The 15,818-nt window shown below is 66.8% G+C and carries 16 protein-coding genes; 11 read left to right on the forward strand and 5 right to left on the reverse strand.

Annotated elements, in window-relative coordinates; translation table 11 throughout:
* The first annotated feature begins 360 nt into the window (after nt 1–360).
* The 7 genes from ABZW60_RS20315 (at nt 361) to ABZW60_RS20345 (ending at nt 6,720) form a co-directional block, all read left to right on the forward strand.
* Nucleotides 361–552: a hypothetical protein gene (locus ABZW60_RS20315; protein WP_355478924.1), complete on the forward strand. Its 192-nt coding sequence runs from the start codon at nt 361–363 to the stop codon at nt 550–552.
* Nucleotides 549–1,280 carry a LysM peptidoglycan-binding domain-containing protein gene (locus ABZW60_RS20320; protein ID WP_355478926.1) on the forward strand — a complete coding sequence of 244 codons (732 nt, stop codon included), beginning with the start codon at nt 549–551 and terminating at the stop codon, nt 1,278–1,280. Before ABZW60_RS20315 ends, ABZW60_RS20320 begins: the two co-directional genes overlap by 4 nt.
* A 75-nt stretch (nt 1,281–1,355) precedes the next feature.
* Nucleotides 1,356–2,549, forward strand: a complete 1,194-nt coding sequence (locus tag ABZW60_RS20325) for a patatin-like phospholipase family protein (RefSeq protein WP_355478928.1) — start codon at nt 1,356–1,358, stop codon at nt 2,547–2,549.
* A gap of 27 nt (nt 2,550–2,576) precedes the next feature.
* Nucleotides 2,577–4,106 carry a hypothetical protein gene (locus tag ABZW60_RS20330; RefSeq protein ID WP_355478930.1) on the forward strand — a complete coding sequence of 510 codons (1,530 nt, stop codon included), beginning with the start codon at nt 2,577–2,579 and terminating at the stop codon, nt 4,104–4,106.
* Nucleotides 4,099–5,277, forward strand: a complete 1,179-nt coding sequence (locus ABZW60_RS20335; RefSeq protein ID WP_355478932.1) for a hypothetical protein — start codon at nt 4,099–4,101, stop codon at nt 5,275–5,277. Before ABZW60_RS20330 ends, ABZW60_RS20335 begins: the two co-directional genes overlap by 8 nt.
* An 83-nt stretch (nt 5,278–5,360) precedes the next feature.
* Complete coding sequence (locus ABZW60_RS20340; protein ID WP_355478934.1) at nt 5,361–6,014, forward strand: hypothetical protein; 654 nt, start codon at nt 5,361–5,363, stop codon at nt 6,012–6,014.
* 1 nt (nt 6,015) lies between these two features.
* Entirely contained in the window at nt 6,016–6,720 is a 705-nt protein-coding gene (locus tag ABZW60_RS20345; RefSeq protein WP_355478936.1) for a hypothetical protein, read from the forward strand.
* 584 nt (nt 6,721–7,304) lie between these two features.
* Here the strand turns inward: ABZW60_RS20345 and ABZW60_RS20350 are convergent.
* Nucleotides 7,305–7,907 (reverse strand): hypothetical protein, encoded by a 603-nt coding sequence (locus tag ABZW60_RS20350; RefSeq protein ID WP_355478938.1) that lies wholly within the window; start codon nt 7,905–7,907, stop codon nt 7,305–7,307.
* A gap of 1,155 nt (nt 7,908–9,062) precedes the next feature.
* Between ABZW60_RS20350 and ABZW60_RS20355 the strand changes: the two genes are divergently transcribed.
* The 3 genes from ABZW60_RS20355 (at nt 9,063) to ABZW60_RS20365 (ending at nt 11,006) form a co-directional block, all read left to right on the forward strand.
* Nucleotides 9,063–9,353, forward strand: a complete 291-nt coding sequence (locus ABZW60_RS20355) for a hypothetical protein (RefSeq protein WP_355478940.1) — start codon at nt 9,063–9,065, stop codon at nt 9,351–9,353.
* Between the two features lie 616 nt (nt 9,354–9,969).
* Complete coding sequence (locus tag ABZW60_RS20360; RefSeq protein ID WP_355478941.1) at nt 9,970–10,512, forward strand: hypothetical protein; 543 nt, start codon at nt 9,970–9,972, stop codon at nt 10,510–10,512.
* A 200-nt stretch (nt 10,513–10,712) separates the two neighbouring features.
* Nucleotides 10,713–11,006: a DUF167 domain-containing protein gene (locus ABZW60_RS20365; RefSeq protein WP_355478943.1), complete on the forward strand. Its 294-nt coding sequence runs from the start codon at nt 10,713–10,715 to the stop codon at nt 11,004–11,006.
* Here the strand turns inward: ABZW60_RS20365 and ABZW60_RS20370 are convergent.
* The 4 genes from ABZW60_RS20370 to ABZW60_RS20385 all read right to left on the reverse strand — a co-directional run bounded on the left by ABZW60_RS20370 (nt 10,977) and on the right by ABZW60_RS20385 (nt 15,256).
* Nucleotides 10,977–11,777, reverse strand: a complete 801-nt coding sequence (locus ABZW60_RS20370; RefSeq protein WP_355478945.1) for a hypothetical protein — start codon at nt 11,775–11,777, stop codon at nt 10,977–10,979. The two genes, ABZW60_RS20365 and ABZW60_RS20370, sit on opposite strands and share 30 nt — an antisense overlap.
* Before the next feature lie 60 nt (nt 11,778–11,837).
* On the reverse strand, nt 11,838–13,217 hold the full coding sequence (locus ABZW60_RS20375) for a glutamate decarboxylase (protein WP_355478946.1): 1,380 nt from the start codon (nt 13,215–13,217) through the stop codon (nt 11,838–11,840).
* 219 nt (nt 13,218–13,436) lie between these two features.
* Nucleotides 13,437–14,240, reverse strand: a complete 804-nt coding sequence (locus ABZW60_RS20380; protein ID WP_355478948.1) for a GAF and ANTAR domain-containing protein — start codon at nt 14,238–14,240, stop codon at nt 13,437–13,439.
* Between the two features lie 188 nt (nt 14,241–14,428).
* Nucleotides 14,429–15,256, reverse strand: coding sequence for an aminoglycoside adenylyltransferase domain-containing protein (locus ABZW60_RS20385; RefSeq protein ID WP_355478950.1), 828 nt, complete (start codon nt 15,254–15,256; stop codon nt 14,429–14,431).
* Between the two features lie 361 nt (nt 15,257–15,617).
* Between ABZW60_RS20385 and ABZW60_RS20390 the strand changes: the two genes are divergently transcribed.
* Nucleotides 15,618–15,782 carry a hypothetical protein gene (locus ABZW60_RS20390; RefSeq protein WP_355478952.1) on the forward strand — a complete coding sequence of 55 codons (165 nt, stop codon included), beginning with the start codon at nt 15,618–15,620 and terminating at the stop codon, nt 15,780–15,782.
* Nucleotides 15,783–15,818 lie beyond the last annotated feature (36 nt).

Genomic DNA, 15,818 nt, shown 5'->3' on the forward strand with positions numbered 1-15,818 from the left:
CGAGCAGGATGAATTCTCGCCGGCAGGCCACGCTGATCAGGTCACCACCCACGACCTGCCAGACATCAAGGCAAACGTTGATCAGAGCAATCACATGAGACAAGCGCGAAGGTGATGATCGCGGCGTACGGCCGAAGGCGGGCGAGATCCGGTGCATGGGCTGGAAATTCGTGCGGCCGCTTCATTCTGTCCCGTCCTTGACTTCAGCTATTCGGAGGAGTACTGAGGAAGCAGGGGTGGGTATCCAGCGGGCGGCGGGTGCTCAGGGGGAGATTTCGGCGTGCCGTCTCCTGTCGGCCGGCTGCCGGTCTCGACATGTGCGCTCCACGTTCACCGGGCGCAATTGGCAGGGGGATTCACATGAGTGAAGAACAGCTCGAGCCCGTCACGATCGAAGAGCTCGATCTCAGGGGCGAAGACGACGACGTCCTCGAGGAGGACGACGAGTCGCCGGAGGCAACGGCGGAAGCCGGACTCACCGACGAGGGTGTCGAACTGGAGCCGTCGGACGACGTCGAGTTCGAGGAAGACGACAGCGGGGTGGCCCGATGAGCACCGTACCGTGGATGGCCGACGCATTTCGGAGTAACGGCCTCAAAGTCCTCGAGGTCACAGGCTGGAAGACGCGGGGCCGACCGGGCACCTTCGAGCCGCGGGGCGTGGTCTTCCACCACACCGCGTCGGGCCGGAACGGCGGCTCGGCACCGTCGATCAAAACCGTCCTCAACGGACGGCCGGGCATCCCAGGGCCGCTGTGCCAGGTGCTGATCGGCCGCGACCTGACGGTCCGCGTGATTGCCGCCGGCCGCGCGAATCACGCGGGTCTGGGCGGACCGATCATCGGCATCCCCAAGGATTCCGGCAACTCCTTCCTGATCGGTGTCGAGGTCGAGAACGACGGCGTGGGCGAAACCTGGACACCGGGTCTCCTCCAGACCTGCGACACCGTCTTCGCGACCCTGCTCCTCGGACTCCGCCGCCAGCCGGCGATGCTGATCGGTCACAAGGAATGGGCGCCCAAACGCAAGATCGACCCGGCACGCACGAACGCCGGTCTCCCGACCATGGACCAGGTACGCGCGCGGGTTACGGCAAAGCTGCGCACCATGGGCCACCCGGACGTCCGTGCCGCGTCGTCGGGGATCCACGTCGTCAAGGCAGGCGACACCCTCTTCAGGATCGCGCTGCAGCACCGCATGTCGGTCGCCGAGCTGATGAAACTGAACAACCTGAAGAGCACACTGATCAAACCCGGCCAGAAGCTCAAAGTACGACGCTGACGACCACAGCAGGCCCGCTGTACCCCACCTGAGCGACCCGATCGTCGATTCGGCACGCCGTTGGGGGGATCAGACATGACCGAGCCTTCACTCACGAACGCCGGAAGCGAGGACTTCGCGTTCGCCAGCCCGGTGCGACCAGGACCGGACGACACCGTCGAACTCGAGCCGGGCGTTGGCTTGTGCCTGTCCGGCGGAGGCTTCCGCGCGATGTTGTTCCACGTCGGGGTCCTGAAGCGGTTGAACCTTGCCGGCCGGCTCCAGCAGTTGGACAGGGTCTCCAGTGTGTCCGGAGGATCCATCACGGCGGCGTTGCTCGGACTCCGCTGGAAGAAGCTCACCTTCGTCAACGGGGTCGCGACCGACTTCGACAGGCACATCACCGACCCACTCAGGGCCTTCGCGCACCTGAAGGTCGACATAGAGGCCGTGGCGACAGGTACGGCCCTGCCCTTCGTCTCGATCTCCGAGCGAGTGGTCAGCAAGATGAAGAAGCATCTCTACGGCGATGCGACGCTGCAGAGTCTGCCGGCCGAGCCCGATCCGCGCTTCGTCATCAACGCCACGAATCTCGAGTCGGGCGTACTGATGCGTTTCAGCCGGCCGTACCTGGCCGACTACAAGGTGGGACGAGTCGAGGACCCGACGACCTTGCTGGCCGAGGCCGTGGCGGCGTCGTCGGCCTTTCCGCCGTTCCTCTCCCCCTTCGAAATCGATCTGTCCCACGCCAAATGGGAGACCGTCAAAGGCAACGTGCACACCTCTCCCGGCTATCGGTCCGACATCCTGCTCAGCGACGGCGGTGTGTACGACAACCTGGCGATCGAGACAGTGTGGAAGCGGTACGAGACCGTCTACATCAGCGACGCGAGCGGGCATATCGACGCAGACGCCGATCCAGCACGCGACTGGGCGCGCGGCATCATCAGGGTGCTGCACATCATCGACTCCCAGGTGCGATCGCTGCGGCGCAGCGCCGTCATCAGCGCGTTCAAGAGCCCAAACGACCCGCACAACGGATTCTTCATCAGCACGGTCAGCGATTTCCGGAACTGGCCGGCCGAGACCAAGCGGCCGTACATGGACGTGGATCCCACGGTCACCGCGCAACTGGCGAAGATCAGCACGCGACTGAACGCTCTGCCCGACGACCAGCAGGAGAAGCTCATCAACTGGGGCTTCGCGGCCGCCGACGCGGGCCTCCTCGCGTACGTCGACGAGGACCTTCCTCTCGAGTCGTGGCCCTACCCGGACAACCGGCCGAGCTGAACGCCGGGCGCACGAGGGGGTGCGGAGATGACCGATCCGTTGGCCAAGGTCCACCTGCTCATCCAGGACGGCGCGCTGACAGCAGCCGACCAGGCAGGTGCTGAACTGGCGCGAGAGACCAGGAATCTGGAGATCAGGGACGGACAGAACGACAGGTTCGCCGACGGGCCCGCGTGCCGCCGGCTCGCGGTCGTCGACTTCGACCCGCGGACCGGCGAGCCGCTGCCTCCCCCAGCACGCTTCGTACCGTCCAAACCTGGCTCCGTACGCGGCGCGTTCCCCGACGACGGCGATCCGTCGTCGGCCGCGTCGATCGCCGTCAACGCGTTCGGCATCGCGTTCCGAACGATCCAGATGTTCGAAGGCGCCGAAGCGTTGGGCCGCCAGGTGCGGTGGGCGTTCGACGGCGAGCAGTTGCTCGTCGTCCCGAGAGCCGGCGAATGGGAGAACTCGTTCTACGAGCGCGCGACCCGGAGCCTGCAGTTCTTCTGGTTCGAATCCACCGCCAAGAAGATCATTTACCTGGCCTTGAGCCGTGACATCGTCGCCCACGAGTGCGGGCACGCCTTGCTGGACGCGGTGGTTCCCTCGCTGTACGACTGCTCGACAGCGCAGTCGCTGGCGATCCACGAGGCGTTCGCGGACCTGATCGCCGTACTGATGGCCCTGGACAGCGCGATCTTGCGTACGGAGGTTCTCAAGAGGTCCAAGAACGACCTGGACGGGTCCAACGCGTTCAGCAGCATCGCCGAGGAGTTCGGCCGATCCGTCCCCGGCCCGGGTGGCCTCGCGCGCACCGAGCTCAGGGCACTCTCGAACACGTCCACGTTGCCCGACCTGGCCGGCGCCCGGCCGCACGTGCTCAGCACCGTGCTCTCCGGCATCTTCTACGACACCTTGCGCTCGATCTTCATCACCCGGTTCTACGCCGAACTGGAGAAGTCGGCGGATCCCGGCGACACGAAGATTCGCGATCAAGCCGCGAACAAGGCGCTCGGCACCGCACAGATCATCTTCCGCCGGCTCCTGCTGCGCGGCATCGACTACCTGCCGCCCGGCGAGCTCAGCTTCGCCGATGTCGGGAGGGCGATCACCGCGGCGGACAGAGCCGTCTATCCGGACAGCCGCACTCTTCGGGACGAACTCGCGCAACGCTTCGTCGACCGAAAGGTCGTCCCGGACGTGACAGACCTCGAATCGGACCGCCCGCACAGCCTCGAACTCGCCCCCGAGCGACTGGCCGAGCTGAGGGACAGCGACTGGGCCGCGTACCAGTACGTCGAGCAGCATCGCGACGTACTGGAGATCTCCAGGAGTCTGCCTTTCACGGTCCTGCCCCGCGTGGACAGTACGAAGGCGACCGGCGTGGAAAGCGACGGCCAGCGGGCAATGCACCGCGAACTCATTCTGAAGGTTTCATGGAATCGCGATGACGGCCCCTCAACGCGACCGGTACCGACCGGTGCCACGGTGAGCCTGTCCTGGCAGGACGGCTCCTGCCTCGCGCTCGTACGCGGAGGCCGGTCACTCAAGTCCGAGGTGAACCACCATGGATGAACTCGTTGTCCGTGCCTACAACATCGGCTTCGGCGACGCGGTCCTCGTGTCGATCCCGGAGCGCACAGCCAATGCCGGCAGCATCACCAGGCATCTTCTCATCGACGTGGGCAACCTGCTCGTCGGCGAGGACAACGCCGACGACGTCTTCATCAAGGTGGTCAGCGATATCGAGGCGCGGACCAACGGGGTCGTCGACCTGTACGTGATGACCCATGAGCATCTCGATCACGTCCAGGGTCTGCTGGCCGCGTCCAAAGCCGGCGTCGCGCTCAGTGCGCAGTACGCCTGGCTCACCGGATCCGCGCATCCGGACTACTACGAGACCCACGACGACGCGCGGAGGAAGCGGCGAGGCCTCGTCGACGCGCTCGGAGACCCGCGGCGTCTGCGACAGGCCGACAGCGATGCCTGGCTCGCGATGATGGTCAGGAACAACTCCTTGACCATGACCCAGGCGTTCGCGCTGACCACCGCCGACTACATCGACCACCTCCGGACGATCGCACCCGCGTCCCGGACCCACTACGTGGATCGGACGATGGACCTGACCGGAAAGCACCCGTTCGAGGAGGCACATCTGCGTCTCCTCGCCCCCGAGGAGGACACCTCCTCCTACTACGGGCCGGTGCTCCACGGCGCCTCACTCGCGGCCTCGGCAGCTGACGGCGCCCCGGCGGTACCGGCCGTCGACGACCTGCCGAGTCCTCCACCGGGCGTCGCCCCGGGCGGGTACTTCGACCTGGTCCGAGCACGTCGCGACGGCATCCGCCAGAACGTCAGGGAGATCGACAAGGCCAACAACAACACCAGCGTCGTACTGGAAATCGAGTGGAGCGGTTGGCGGCTCCTGTTTCCCGGCGACGCCGAACTGAAGTCCTGGCAGATGATGCACGACCTACAGATCCTGAGGCCGGTGCATTTCGTCAAGATCGCCCACCACGGCAGCCACAACGGCACCCTGGACCAACACATCGACGACATACTGCCGGCCGCCGGCCCCGACGGCCGCGAACGGCAGGCACTCGTCTCGACCCACAACGACGACTGGCCAAGCGTGCCCGACGACGACACCCTCGACCTCTACAAATCCAGAGCGACCGTCCACGACACGCGAACGGTTGCCCGCGGCTCCCACATCGAAATCAAGTTCCCGCGAACGCCGCGCTGACCCATATCGCCTCGGCTTATCTCCCCGCCGACGGTTCAGAGAGAGGGGGCCGCTTTATGGGGTGCTATATCTGCGCGTATCAAGTGAAGAAGACGCCCAGCACGGTCATGCACCTGCCCGTAGGGAGCTCGGCGGCGGCCAATGATCCGATCGGCACGTGTACCGATTGCGGTGTGTGGGCCTGTTCGATGCACGCCACGCGCTATGCGGCCTTTCAATGCGCGATCTGTTTACCGGCCGCTGCGGTGGTGAGCGCGGTCACCGGATCCGCGAGTTCAGCCGCCAACGCAGCCAAGTCCGCACCCGCTGCCAACCGCTCGGATCTGTTGATTACCGGCCGGCGTGTTCTGCAGAGGATTGTCGGGGACATGCGTCACGTGGGGTTGACCATCGCGCCGGCAGGACGACCGAACCTCATCACGGAGCTCACGGAGACGCTCGAAGCCGAGATGGCGACGAACCGGCAACTGACTGCGGATGAACGGCCCGTGCCATCGGCGGCCGATGTCGGAGCAGCTGTTTCGAATCGCATGGGTCGCCTTGAGCCCAACCCCCGCGAGGACGCGCCTGCGATCATCGTCGGCGCGGTCGCGATGGCCTACCACCTCGCAGGCGAAGGCGACATCGCAGAGCGGGCGAACGGTCTCCAGCAGCTTCAACGACCATGGCTTGTCGAGACGCCGCTGCTGCTGGACCCGGTCCTGTGGATGGTTGCCGTCGCGACCCAAGAGGTCTGACATGAATCTCTCGAAAAAGGCCACGCCAATCAAACTCGAACTCCAGAAGTCCGAGCAGCTCAACCCCGGCACGATCTACGTCCTCGAGGACGCCGACAGTTCCACAGCGGGCGTGACCGGGGGACGGCGTACTGTGCTGAAGACCGCGGACGGCAGCTCCCTCGAACTGCTCACCGTTGACACCATTCACGGCAACCCCACTGTCGCCGGCGCCTATCTCGCCCCCGACGACTTGAGATTGCTCAACTCACGGGCAGATCCGACGCTGCGCCTGTACTTGGCGCGAGATACCTGGCGCAAGCTGTTCTCGAGCACCGGTGCGGGTGCTGTTGTGCCTCTCCTGCTCGCTCTGACCAGTGCACTTGTCGCAGTCATCTTCGTGCTCTCTGTTGCCGGCGCTCCCTCCAGCGAAAGCCAGGCGCAGGCGCTGCTGGACTGGGTACGCCAGCCGGCGGTCGGCGCCGCGGACCCCACGGGCGTCGCGAAGCGGGCTGACGAGGCGCAGCGTTGCCTCGCCACAATCGTCGGCAGCTCCGACAGCCAGGCACCTTCCGTACCCGGAATCAGTTGCAAGCCGCCTGATACGCACTGGTGGCAGGACGCGACCGTTGGCTCGATCATCACGGGCGCCATAGGCGTACTGGCTGCTGTACTGGCCTTCACGCCCTTGCGGAAGCAGTTCGGCTTCCAGGGCTCCGCAAAGTGACGCCAGCTGACTGTCCTGTGGCGGCGGGAACCTCCCGGACCAGCGAGCCCCCGCCTAGCGGCGGGAACGTCGCGGACCAGCGAGCCCCCGCCTGGCGGCGACACGAACGCCCATGTCAGCTTCGTCTGGCTCAGGTACGACCGTCTGCGCCGAGCCCCTCTGCGGTCCAGGAGCGCTGCCGGGCTCCCGGCGTCCGGCGCTTGGCGGTCTCCGCGGAGCGCGGTCCAGTCACGTGTGCCTGCGCCAGCAGCCGGCCCACCGGATGCTGGGTTTGCGTCCGGCCCACCGGATGCTGGGTTTGCGTCCGGCCCACCGGATGCTGGGTTTGCGTCCGGCCCGCCTGGTCGCCGACGCCGGTTACGCCGCCGTGGCCACCAGCACGGGATGCAGTAGCTCGTAGGCGGCGACGGCTCGCAGCGCTGCTCCACGCACGGCGGCCTCGGCGATCGGGGTACCGCAGCGCCTTCGTGCCGAACTCCGACCTGTCCACCAGGATCGGGGCGGTCACCCTCCTCAACAACGTACCAGTCCACGAACTGGCTCGGCTCGCCCTGGTGAAAGCAGTCATCTGGTACGCCGTCTGGTCAGGACTGGCGGCCGGTCCATCGCGGGGAGACCTGCCTCCACTCGCGAGCCCACTCCTCGGCACGGCGGCGATCCAGCGGACGGCGGGACAGACGGAACAGACCGAAGATCAGGGGCCACGCGAGCATCGGCAGTGTGATTCCGGTGGCGACGGCCGGGGCCGCGCTGTCGGCGGGTGGGCGAGGTGCCGGCCGCATCGCACCTGACCGGTCGAGCCAGATCGTCAGCTCGGTGCCGGCCTTGGTACCGATCAGCACGTCGGCCTTGGCTTCGTGCGGAGCTCCTCGGCCGTCGTACCACCGGATGCGCACCGGTGTCGTGGTCAGACCGAGGGTCGACGGAACGGCTTGAGCGGTCCCATCCAGCGTCCGAGCCTGAACTGGACGAACTTCAGCACGCGCTTGAGCGGCGGACTGTTCGGCCCGATCGCGGACAGTGGCACTCAGCGCCGCCGCCGCGGGGATCACCAGCAGCGCAGCCGTGAGGGCAACGATGCGCAGTACCGCCTCAAGCCTGTCGACCCTCCGACGCAGCGGGTTGTTCCCGAACGAGAGCAGACGCAACTGCATCACGACGTAAAGCTCGGCACGGCGTTGTGTCATCGCACTCTCCCATCGATCCCAAAGGAGAAGACAACACAGCCACCTGCCCTGTGACGTCGGATCGCGATGGCCGCCGCTGTCCCGCCTTCGAGTGACTTGAGCGCGAACTGTGCGAGGGACTCGCCACGGGACGTCCGCCGGAACGACCGACGCCGGGCAGCCTCGTTACCGGCGACGCATCTGCTTGAGAGCACCACACTCGCGCACGTCACCGTACAACTCCCCAACCTGCTGCCAGAACACGCGATCCTGATCCACGTGTCGGCGTCCGAGCTTCGACCTGGCGAGGTGCCAAAGCCCATGTAGGTATGGCTATTCAGCTGGCCGGGCCATCACCCCTTGGCCGGTCATTCGGGCCGGTGCGTCACTACAACCGTCCAGCGCGCCGACGGATCTCCGACCACGCTGATCAGGTCACCGCCCGCGATCTGCCGGCGGAACTGTACGAGGCCGCAAGGAAGCTGTATGTCCCCGCCGAACTCGCCCTCGAGTCCGACTCGACCTCCGCTGCACCGTGCGTACAGCGCGATGTCCGGAATCGCGGGGAGAGCAACCGGGGTCCGGCTGTTGCCGGCGCCTGACCTGATCGTCAGAACAGTCTCTTCGGGCGGAATGTGAACGATGGTGTCAGGCACACCCACAGCTCGCCCTGGAAACGGATCAGGGCTGGCGGCATAGCGGCTCCGGTCGGGGCGCGTGTAGGTGTGCGGTTCATTGTCTGGCGACGCTGCACAGGCCGTCGTCACAAGCGCAGTACCGACCACGACTGCGACAACCCGCCTTAATGGGGTCAACGTAGAGACCAACTCCTGTGAATCCGGCGCGTCCCTCGAACGCACGCTGAGCGATGGAAACCGAACCTTGCCTGGAGAAACTCATCGGAGTACCCCTTTCGCTCAGCACGAAGGAACCGGCCGCAAACCACCGGTATTCACAGAGCCCGCGAGCAACCTCGCCTTACGGCCCGTTGGAACGTCAACTCCCGCCACCCTCGCACTCGTCTAGTCCACTGTCCACACAATTACCCATGGGCTACGGCCTCTGCCTTGGGAGGTTTCACTCATCAGTGATCGACGCTTCTCAACGTCAGCTACCAACTCTCAGAGACTCCCGCCCGTGCTGCTTGCTCCGGCAGGTCCGATATTGTCGGGCCCCATGACTGCGTGGAACGTTGGCCCGAGGCAACAATCAGGAGTATCCGATGCCCGCCGGCGGGGCGGCGTCGCGGGCGTCGTCGCCGGCGTGGTCCTGCTGGGTGTCGCGCTGCTCGTCCTGATCCTCCCCTTCGGCCTGTTCCTCCTCGGAGGCGGCGGCGACGGCGACCGCTTCAGCGCGATCCTGAAAGGATTCCTGATCGCCGCCGCGATCATCGCCGCACTGGGCATCGCCGCACTGACCTTCGGCATCGCCGCGGTCAGCTCGTCCCGCCGAGGCGCAGCTCAGTAGGTGCGAACCGTACTGGCCGGGTGGCAGGGGACGGAGCCCAAATGCACGCGATCGGCGTCGCCGAGGCAGTGACCCCACCATGCGAGCGTGGATGTCGCCGCAGCAGAGCTCGGGGCACCAGGCCCCGCTGGTTCTACGCCATACCCCATGTAGACAGGGTTCAGCTCAGACGAGCTGCTTCCTAGCGCCGCGACCTCCCGAAGCGGTGGGCTTCGTGGCAGTCACTCGCAACACCGAGTGATCGGCCGACAGCAGGCTCGGAACTACCCAGCTTTCCGCAGCGACGTTCGGCGGGCAGCTTGGAACACTTCTGGAACGAACCGGAGGTAACCGACTCGGCAAGCGCCAAACTCCGGCGAGCGCCTGGGGCTCAAGTCCACCGGGGGCTCCAGTCGACCTTTGGTTATTCCGGCCGGCGGCCTCCTAATCCGTCGGTCGCAGGCTCGCATCCTGCTGAGCGCGCCCTGTGATGACTCGAGACACCTGGCGAACGATCGCGTTTTGGTCGGTCGGATCACCCGTTGAGGAGGATGTTGCTGGGTTCGGGGGCGACGAGGATGGTGGGGCGACGGGGGACGAGGGCCGTCGCGTCACCGGCAGGGAAGGGGGACCGGGCATGGCTATCGGACCGGTGCAGTTGGTGGTGCTCGGGTTCAATCACCCGAACTTTCACGGGGAGATCATCGAGGAGCTCGAGCGGCTGCGCGAGACGGACGCCATCCGGGTGATCGACGCGCTCGCCGTCCACAAGGACGCCGAGGGCGAGATGCAGGTCGCTCATCTCAGCAACCTGACGCTGGACGAAGCCGTCGAGCTGGGCTCGAAGATCGGCGCCCTGATCGGCCTCGGCATCGAGGGCGAGAAAGGTATTGAGGAGGGCGCCGAGGCAGGCGCCGAGGCCGCCGCCGACGGATTCGAGGTCTTCGACGAAGAAGATGCCTGGGACGTTCTCGAGGAGATCCCGAACGACTCGGCCGCCGCGCTCGTCCTGCTCGAGCACCACTGGGCGGTGCCGCTGCGCGACGCGGTGATGCGCGCCGGTGGATTCCGGCTGGCCGACGGGTTCATCAGCCCGATGGACCTGGTCGGCATCGGGCTGATCGAGGCCGCCGAGGCCAAGGAACTGCACGAGATGGAGACGGCCGCCGCGGCGAAGTGACGCCGTCGGCCGGAACACAACGCTGGAGGTGACCATGTTCGGCTCTCGAAGGGTGGCGCGACGGACTGCCCGTCGCACGGCGCGGCGTGTCGACCGTCGCCGTCGGTAACCAGCCCATCGGCGGCGCGTACCCGACAAGGACGCGCCGCCGCGGCAGGTCATAGCGTTCGATCCGCGCGTTGATTCGTGAGAATGCCGGCATGCGAATTCTGCTGCGCGTCCGGCCTGGCGCGTCCCGTACCGCTGTCGGCGGTCAGTACGACGGCGTCGCGGGACCGGCTCTCGTGGTCGCGGTGCCGGCCCGCGCGGTCGAAGGAAAGGCGACGAAGGCCGTTCTGGACGCAATCGCCGCGGCCTTCGGCGTCCGCCGTGCAGCGGTCACCCTGGTGCGTGGCGCAACCAGTCGCGACAAGGTAGTCGACGTCGACGGCAGCGACAACGACATCCGGCAGCGCCTCGGCGAACTACTGACCAAGACGCGCGACACCGGATGACGCCGCCGCGGCGCGGCCCTCGGGCATCATCAGCAGCGAGGCGATGAGGAAGCAGACGGCGCCGAGGAAGGTGCCGCCGTTGGCGAGTTGGACGTTGGACAGCTCGCCGGCGGAGGTGACATGGGCGCCGATCGCGGACAGGCCGAAGAAGACCGAGCCCCAGAGGTTGAGTGCGGTGATGTGCCAGTCGCGTTGGCCGGGCCGCCACGACCACCAGCGGTGCCCGGCCTCCGCGAACGCGATCGCCGACGACACCAGGAAGCACACCGAGCCGATCGCGTCCGGCCGCCAGACGATCCGGTTCTCCAGATCGGACGGTACGTCGAACAGCCCGGCGAGCGTGGTCACGTTGAAGTAGAGCGTGCCGACCAACTGGATCAGGCACGCCCAGAACCCCGGACTGCGCGGCGCCCACGCGAACCAGCGATGGCCGGCCTGCCGCACCACCTGCAGGCAGGACAGGTATGCGCCGGACGTGAAGAACAGCGAGCCGACGAAGTACGTGAGCGCGTCGACGTGCCCGCCCACGGTCTGCGCGTACTCCGGGATCGGCCCGACGACGAAACATGCCGATCCGACGGCGAACAGCAGTCCCGCCCACCACGTCGTACCGAATCCACGCGCGCCGGCTGCCTTCCGGCGGGCTCGTGCCTCCCACCGCACCACGCGGCCGTCGGCGCGCCGGTACTGCACGCGAGTGACGAACGGGCGCGGGCCCTCGACCACCAGATCTGTCGCGTCCGGCGGCACATCGACCGGCAGCCTGGTCACGGTCGCGACCTCGTCACGATCTGCCTGGTCACGGTCGTGACCTCGTCACGATCTGCCTGGTCAGTGGCCGGAGCCGACCACCATCTTCTTGCGCTCCGACTCGTGCGCCCCGCCCTTCTTCTCGAGCGTGCGGCACGCGTCCTCGATGTCCCGCGCCAGGGTGTCGACCTGCTCGCGGCTCAGCGTCTGCTTGACCAGAGCCCGCATGATCGTCACGTCCTGCGCGTCCGGCGGCATCGTGTACGCCGGGACCATCCAGCCGCGCTCGGCGGACAACTGCCAGGCGACGTCGAACTCGTCGTACGGATGCCCCTCGGTCAGCTTGAACGCGACCAGCGGAAGCTGCTCGTACTCGCGCCCGATCACGCGGAAGTCGCCCATCTTCTCGAGTTTGTCGGCGAGCACCTCGGCGTTGCGCCGCATATTCTCCATGATGTAGCTGTAGCCGGGGCGGCCGTAGCGGACGAAGTTGTAGTACTGCGCGACCACCATCGCCGATCCGGTCGAGAAATTCAGCGTGAACGTCGAGTCGGTCTTGCCGAGGTAGTTCTCCTTGAACACCAGGTCGGGGTTGAGGTCGTCCTTCGTCCGGAAGATCAGCCAGCCGATGCCCGGGTACACCAGGCCGAACTTGTGCCCGGACGCGTTGATCGACCGGACCTGCTCGAGCCGGAAGTCCCACTCCGAGTGCGGATACAGGAACGGCCAGACGAACGCACCGCTGGCGCCGTCCACGTGCAGTGGTACGTCGAGGTGCCGCTCCTTCTTGATCCGGACGAGCAGGTCATTGATGCCGCCGATGTCGTCCTTGTGGCCGGTGAACGTCGTACCGAGGACGGCCGCGACGCCGATCGTGTTCTCGTCGATGTGCGGCTCGACGTCCTCCGGGCCGATCGTGTACTTGCCAGGCTGGAGCGGGACGATCCGCGGTTCGACGTCGAAGTACCGGCAGAACTTCTCCCAGACCACGTGGACGTCGCCGCCGAACACGAGATTCGGGTTGTCGGTCGGCAGCCCCGCGTCGCGGCGGCGCCGGCGCCAGTTCCACTTCAGCGACAGCGCCCCGAGCATGATCGCCTCGGACGAGCCCTGCGTCCGCGCGCCCGTCGTCTCGCCGGGGGCGTGGAAGAGATCGGCCAGCATCCTTATGCAGCGCTGCTCGAGCTCTGCCGTCCGCGGGTACTCAGCGTGATCGATGAAGTTCCGGTGCAGGTTCAGCGCGATCAGCTTCTGCGCCTCCGGCTCCATCCAGGTCGTCACGAACGTGGCGAGGTTCCGCGCCGGCAGCCCCTCGAGCGCCAGGTCCTCGGCCACCAGCCGCATCGCGTCGACAGCAGTCAGGCCCGACGAAGGAAACTCCCGCGTCGGCACCTCCCGGGCGACGAAACTGCTGCCGAACAACTCGGCGCTCTTCTCGTACGACCGCTCCGTCTCACCCACGACGACTCCTTTGCCCCGCCCCACGCTGCTGACGTGCCATCATCAGCACCTCGGCTCCGGCCGAACATCACCCCGTCGGGGTGACTTCAGAACCTGATCCTGGGGCGGCGGGGAGACGTCGTCGCTCCTGCCCGCAGTGCGAGTCTGGAGGTGGACTCGTGGCTGGATTCCCTGACGGTGCAGCTTTGCCTCGGTCGCCGGCGCCACCAACGGCCGGCGCTAGTGACCGGCTGGTAGTCCTCGGGTGTCGATCAGGAACCGGGCGACGTCGCGGAGCTTGGTGTTGGTGTCTTGGGAGTAGCGCCGCAGCACCGCGAACGCCCGGTCGTTGTCCAGTCCGTAGCGCTCCATGAGGATCCCCATCGCCTCACCGATCAGCTGACGGGCGTCGACCGCGACCTCCAGATTCGCCTCCGTCCGTGCCGACTCCATGGCGACGGCCGCGTGCCGGGCGAGAATATGGGCAACAGCCTGGTCGTCGGCGTCGAAACCGTCCGGCTTGGGATGGAACAGCGACAGCACACCGATGGTGCGATCGTGGGCGACCATGGGGACGTGCAAGACGCTGCCGATCTCGAGCTCGGCGGCTCGGGCTTGCCACTCGGGCCAGCGAGTCTCGGTCATGACGTCGTGGACAGCGACAGTGACGGTGCCGCCGAGCGCCGTCAGCAAAGGCCCTCCCCCGCTGTCGGCCTGGGCTTGATACAGCAGTCGCACGACCGGGTCGGTGACCGCTCCGACCTCGAAGGACCCACCCGAGCACGCGAGCGCGATACCGGCGTACCGGCAGCCGACGGCACGGATGGCGAAGTCGGTAGCCGCCTCCGCGGTATCGGCCAGACCGTGCGCGTCGTGCAACTCCACAGCAAGCTGCGAGAACCGCATCGCCGACTGGTCACCCGTCACATCGCCGACAGACCCGCGAACAGCCTCGTCGGTAACCGCACCGCCGTCCTCACCAGGCACCCTGTCAGGCTTGCCCGGCTCGTCGGCTGCGCCGTCCGCGTGGTCTAGGCGGGACATAACCCAATCATGCCGCTTCCGTCACCGACTGGGGCACCACCGATGCAAAATGTTGATGTAGAGCCGGAAGTTGTCGATGTGTCACCGAACCGAGGCCGGACTGAACGGGACCGGTTCCGCGCGGCCGCGGTGCTCCGCGACGGGCAGGTACGACTGTGGTCGCGCAATGGCAAGGACCAGATGGATGGTCATGAGGCGTTAGTCGGGACCACAGGCTTGCCGGTGGCGGTCTCCACTACGTGGGCCAGGAAATCCCGGACGTCCGCGAGTAGATCGGCCTGGTCGGTGTAGTTGGAAGTGCCGGTGGCGTCGCGCAGGCGTAGGCCCTCGGTCAGTACCCGGTGCCAGCGCTCGTCGTAGTGGGTCAGTGCCCAGCGGCCGGCGCGGGATTTCGCGGTCATCTCGCCGGTGACCAGGAGGTGGTGCAGACGCACGGAGGCGAGGATGCAGTGCGTGAGCAGATAGTCGCGTTCGCGCTGGTCCGTCGGGAGGTCGGCGGGGGTTGACCGGGCCAGGCCTTCGGCGTTGCGGCGCCAGTAGGTGTCGAGGTTGTCCAGGGTGTAGTCATGCAGCGCCTGCTTGTCGGTCCAGACCTGAAGAGTGGACAGCTCTGGCCCGGTGACCGTGATCCCGGCCTCGGCCAGTTCGTGCCAGGTGATCATCCACGACGGCGAGGCGAGAACCTCGAGTTTCCTGGTGGGGATCATCTGCGGCGCCGGCGGCAGCGTGCGCGGGTCGCACGCCAGGTCGGCGGCGAGCAGGTGCGGCCCGTCGAACCGGATCGAGGAGTACGCCACCATCTGCGCGTGGACGCCCCGCAGCGCCTCCACCTCCGCCGGCTCCGGCCGGTGGGCGAGCGTAGCGAGGAAGTCGACGTCGGACTCCCGCGGCGCCCACTCGCCGAAGACCACCCCACCATGGAGATAGAGCCCGGTCAGCAGCCCCGTGGGCAGCTCCCGCTCGGCCAGCAACAGGAAGCGGTCACACAGGTCCTGGACCGGGGCTGGCAGGGTCACGAGCTTCTCCTGTGTCAGGGTGCCGGAAAGGCCCACCGTAGCCAGGACCAGGACCATGCTGGCGAGAACAATCCCGCTCCGACACTTGATCCCATCGTCAGAACCGCAGCAGCGACATGGGTACGCCCGCACCGTGTACTGGGAGGAGTCGTTGGCCACCAGTTGCAACAACCATTCAGTGCCCGGCCCCAACTCCAGGCCCGCGGCGTCGACCACGAGAAAGTCCCGGCTGCCGCCCCGTCGCCGCCCGAACTCAACCGTCGGCAGGCACAACCGGATCGGACATCCTGCTACTACCAGCCTTGCCTGCAACAGTCCTCCCCGCACACACCGGCCAACCGTTCCGACCCGCGCTCGAACCATGCAGGCTGATTCGGCTAATACACCGCCGCTGCAGGTCTCCCCCGTCACCGACGATCTGGCCGAGGCGCAGGAGTGGTACGACGTACCGCCCGGGGCGACGGGGATCGAGGGCCCGGCGGTGAAGGGCGGGAGCACCCGGTACGCCGACGGGCGACGCGAGTGACTGAAGGTGAATTCTGTTGGGGTGGTGGCTGTTCGG

The sequence above is a fragment of the Kribbella sp. NPDC003557 genome (assembly GCF_040610805.1).
Classification (GTDB): Bacteria; Actinomycetota; Actinomycetes; order Propionibacteriales; family Kribbellaceae; genus Kribbella.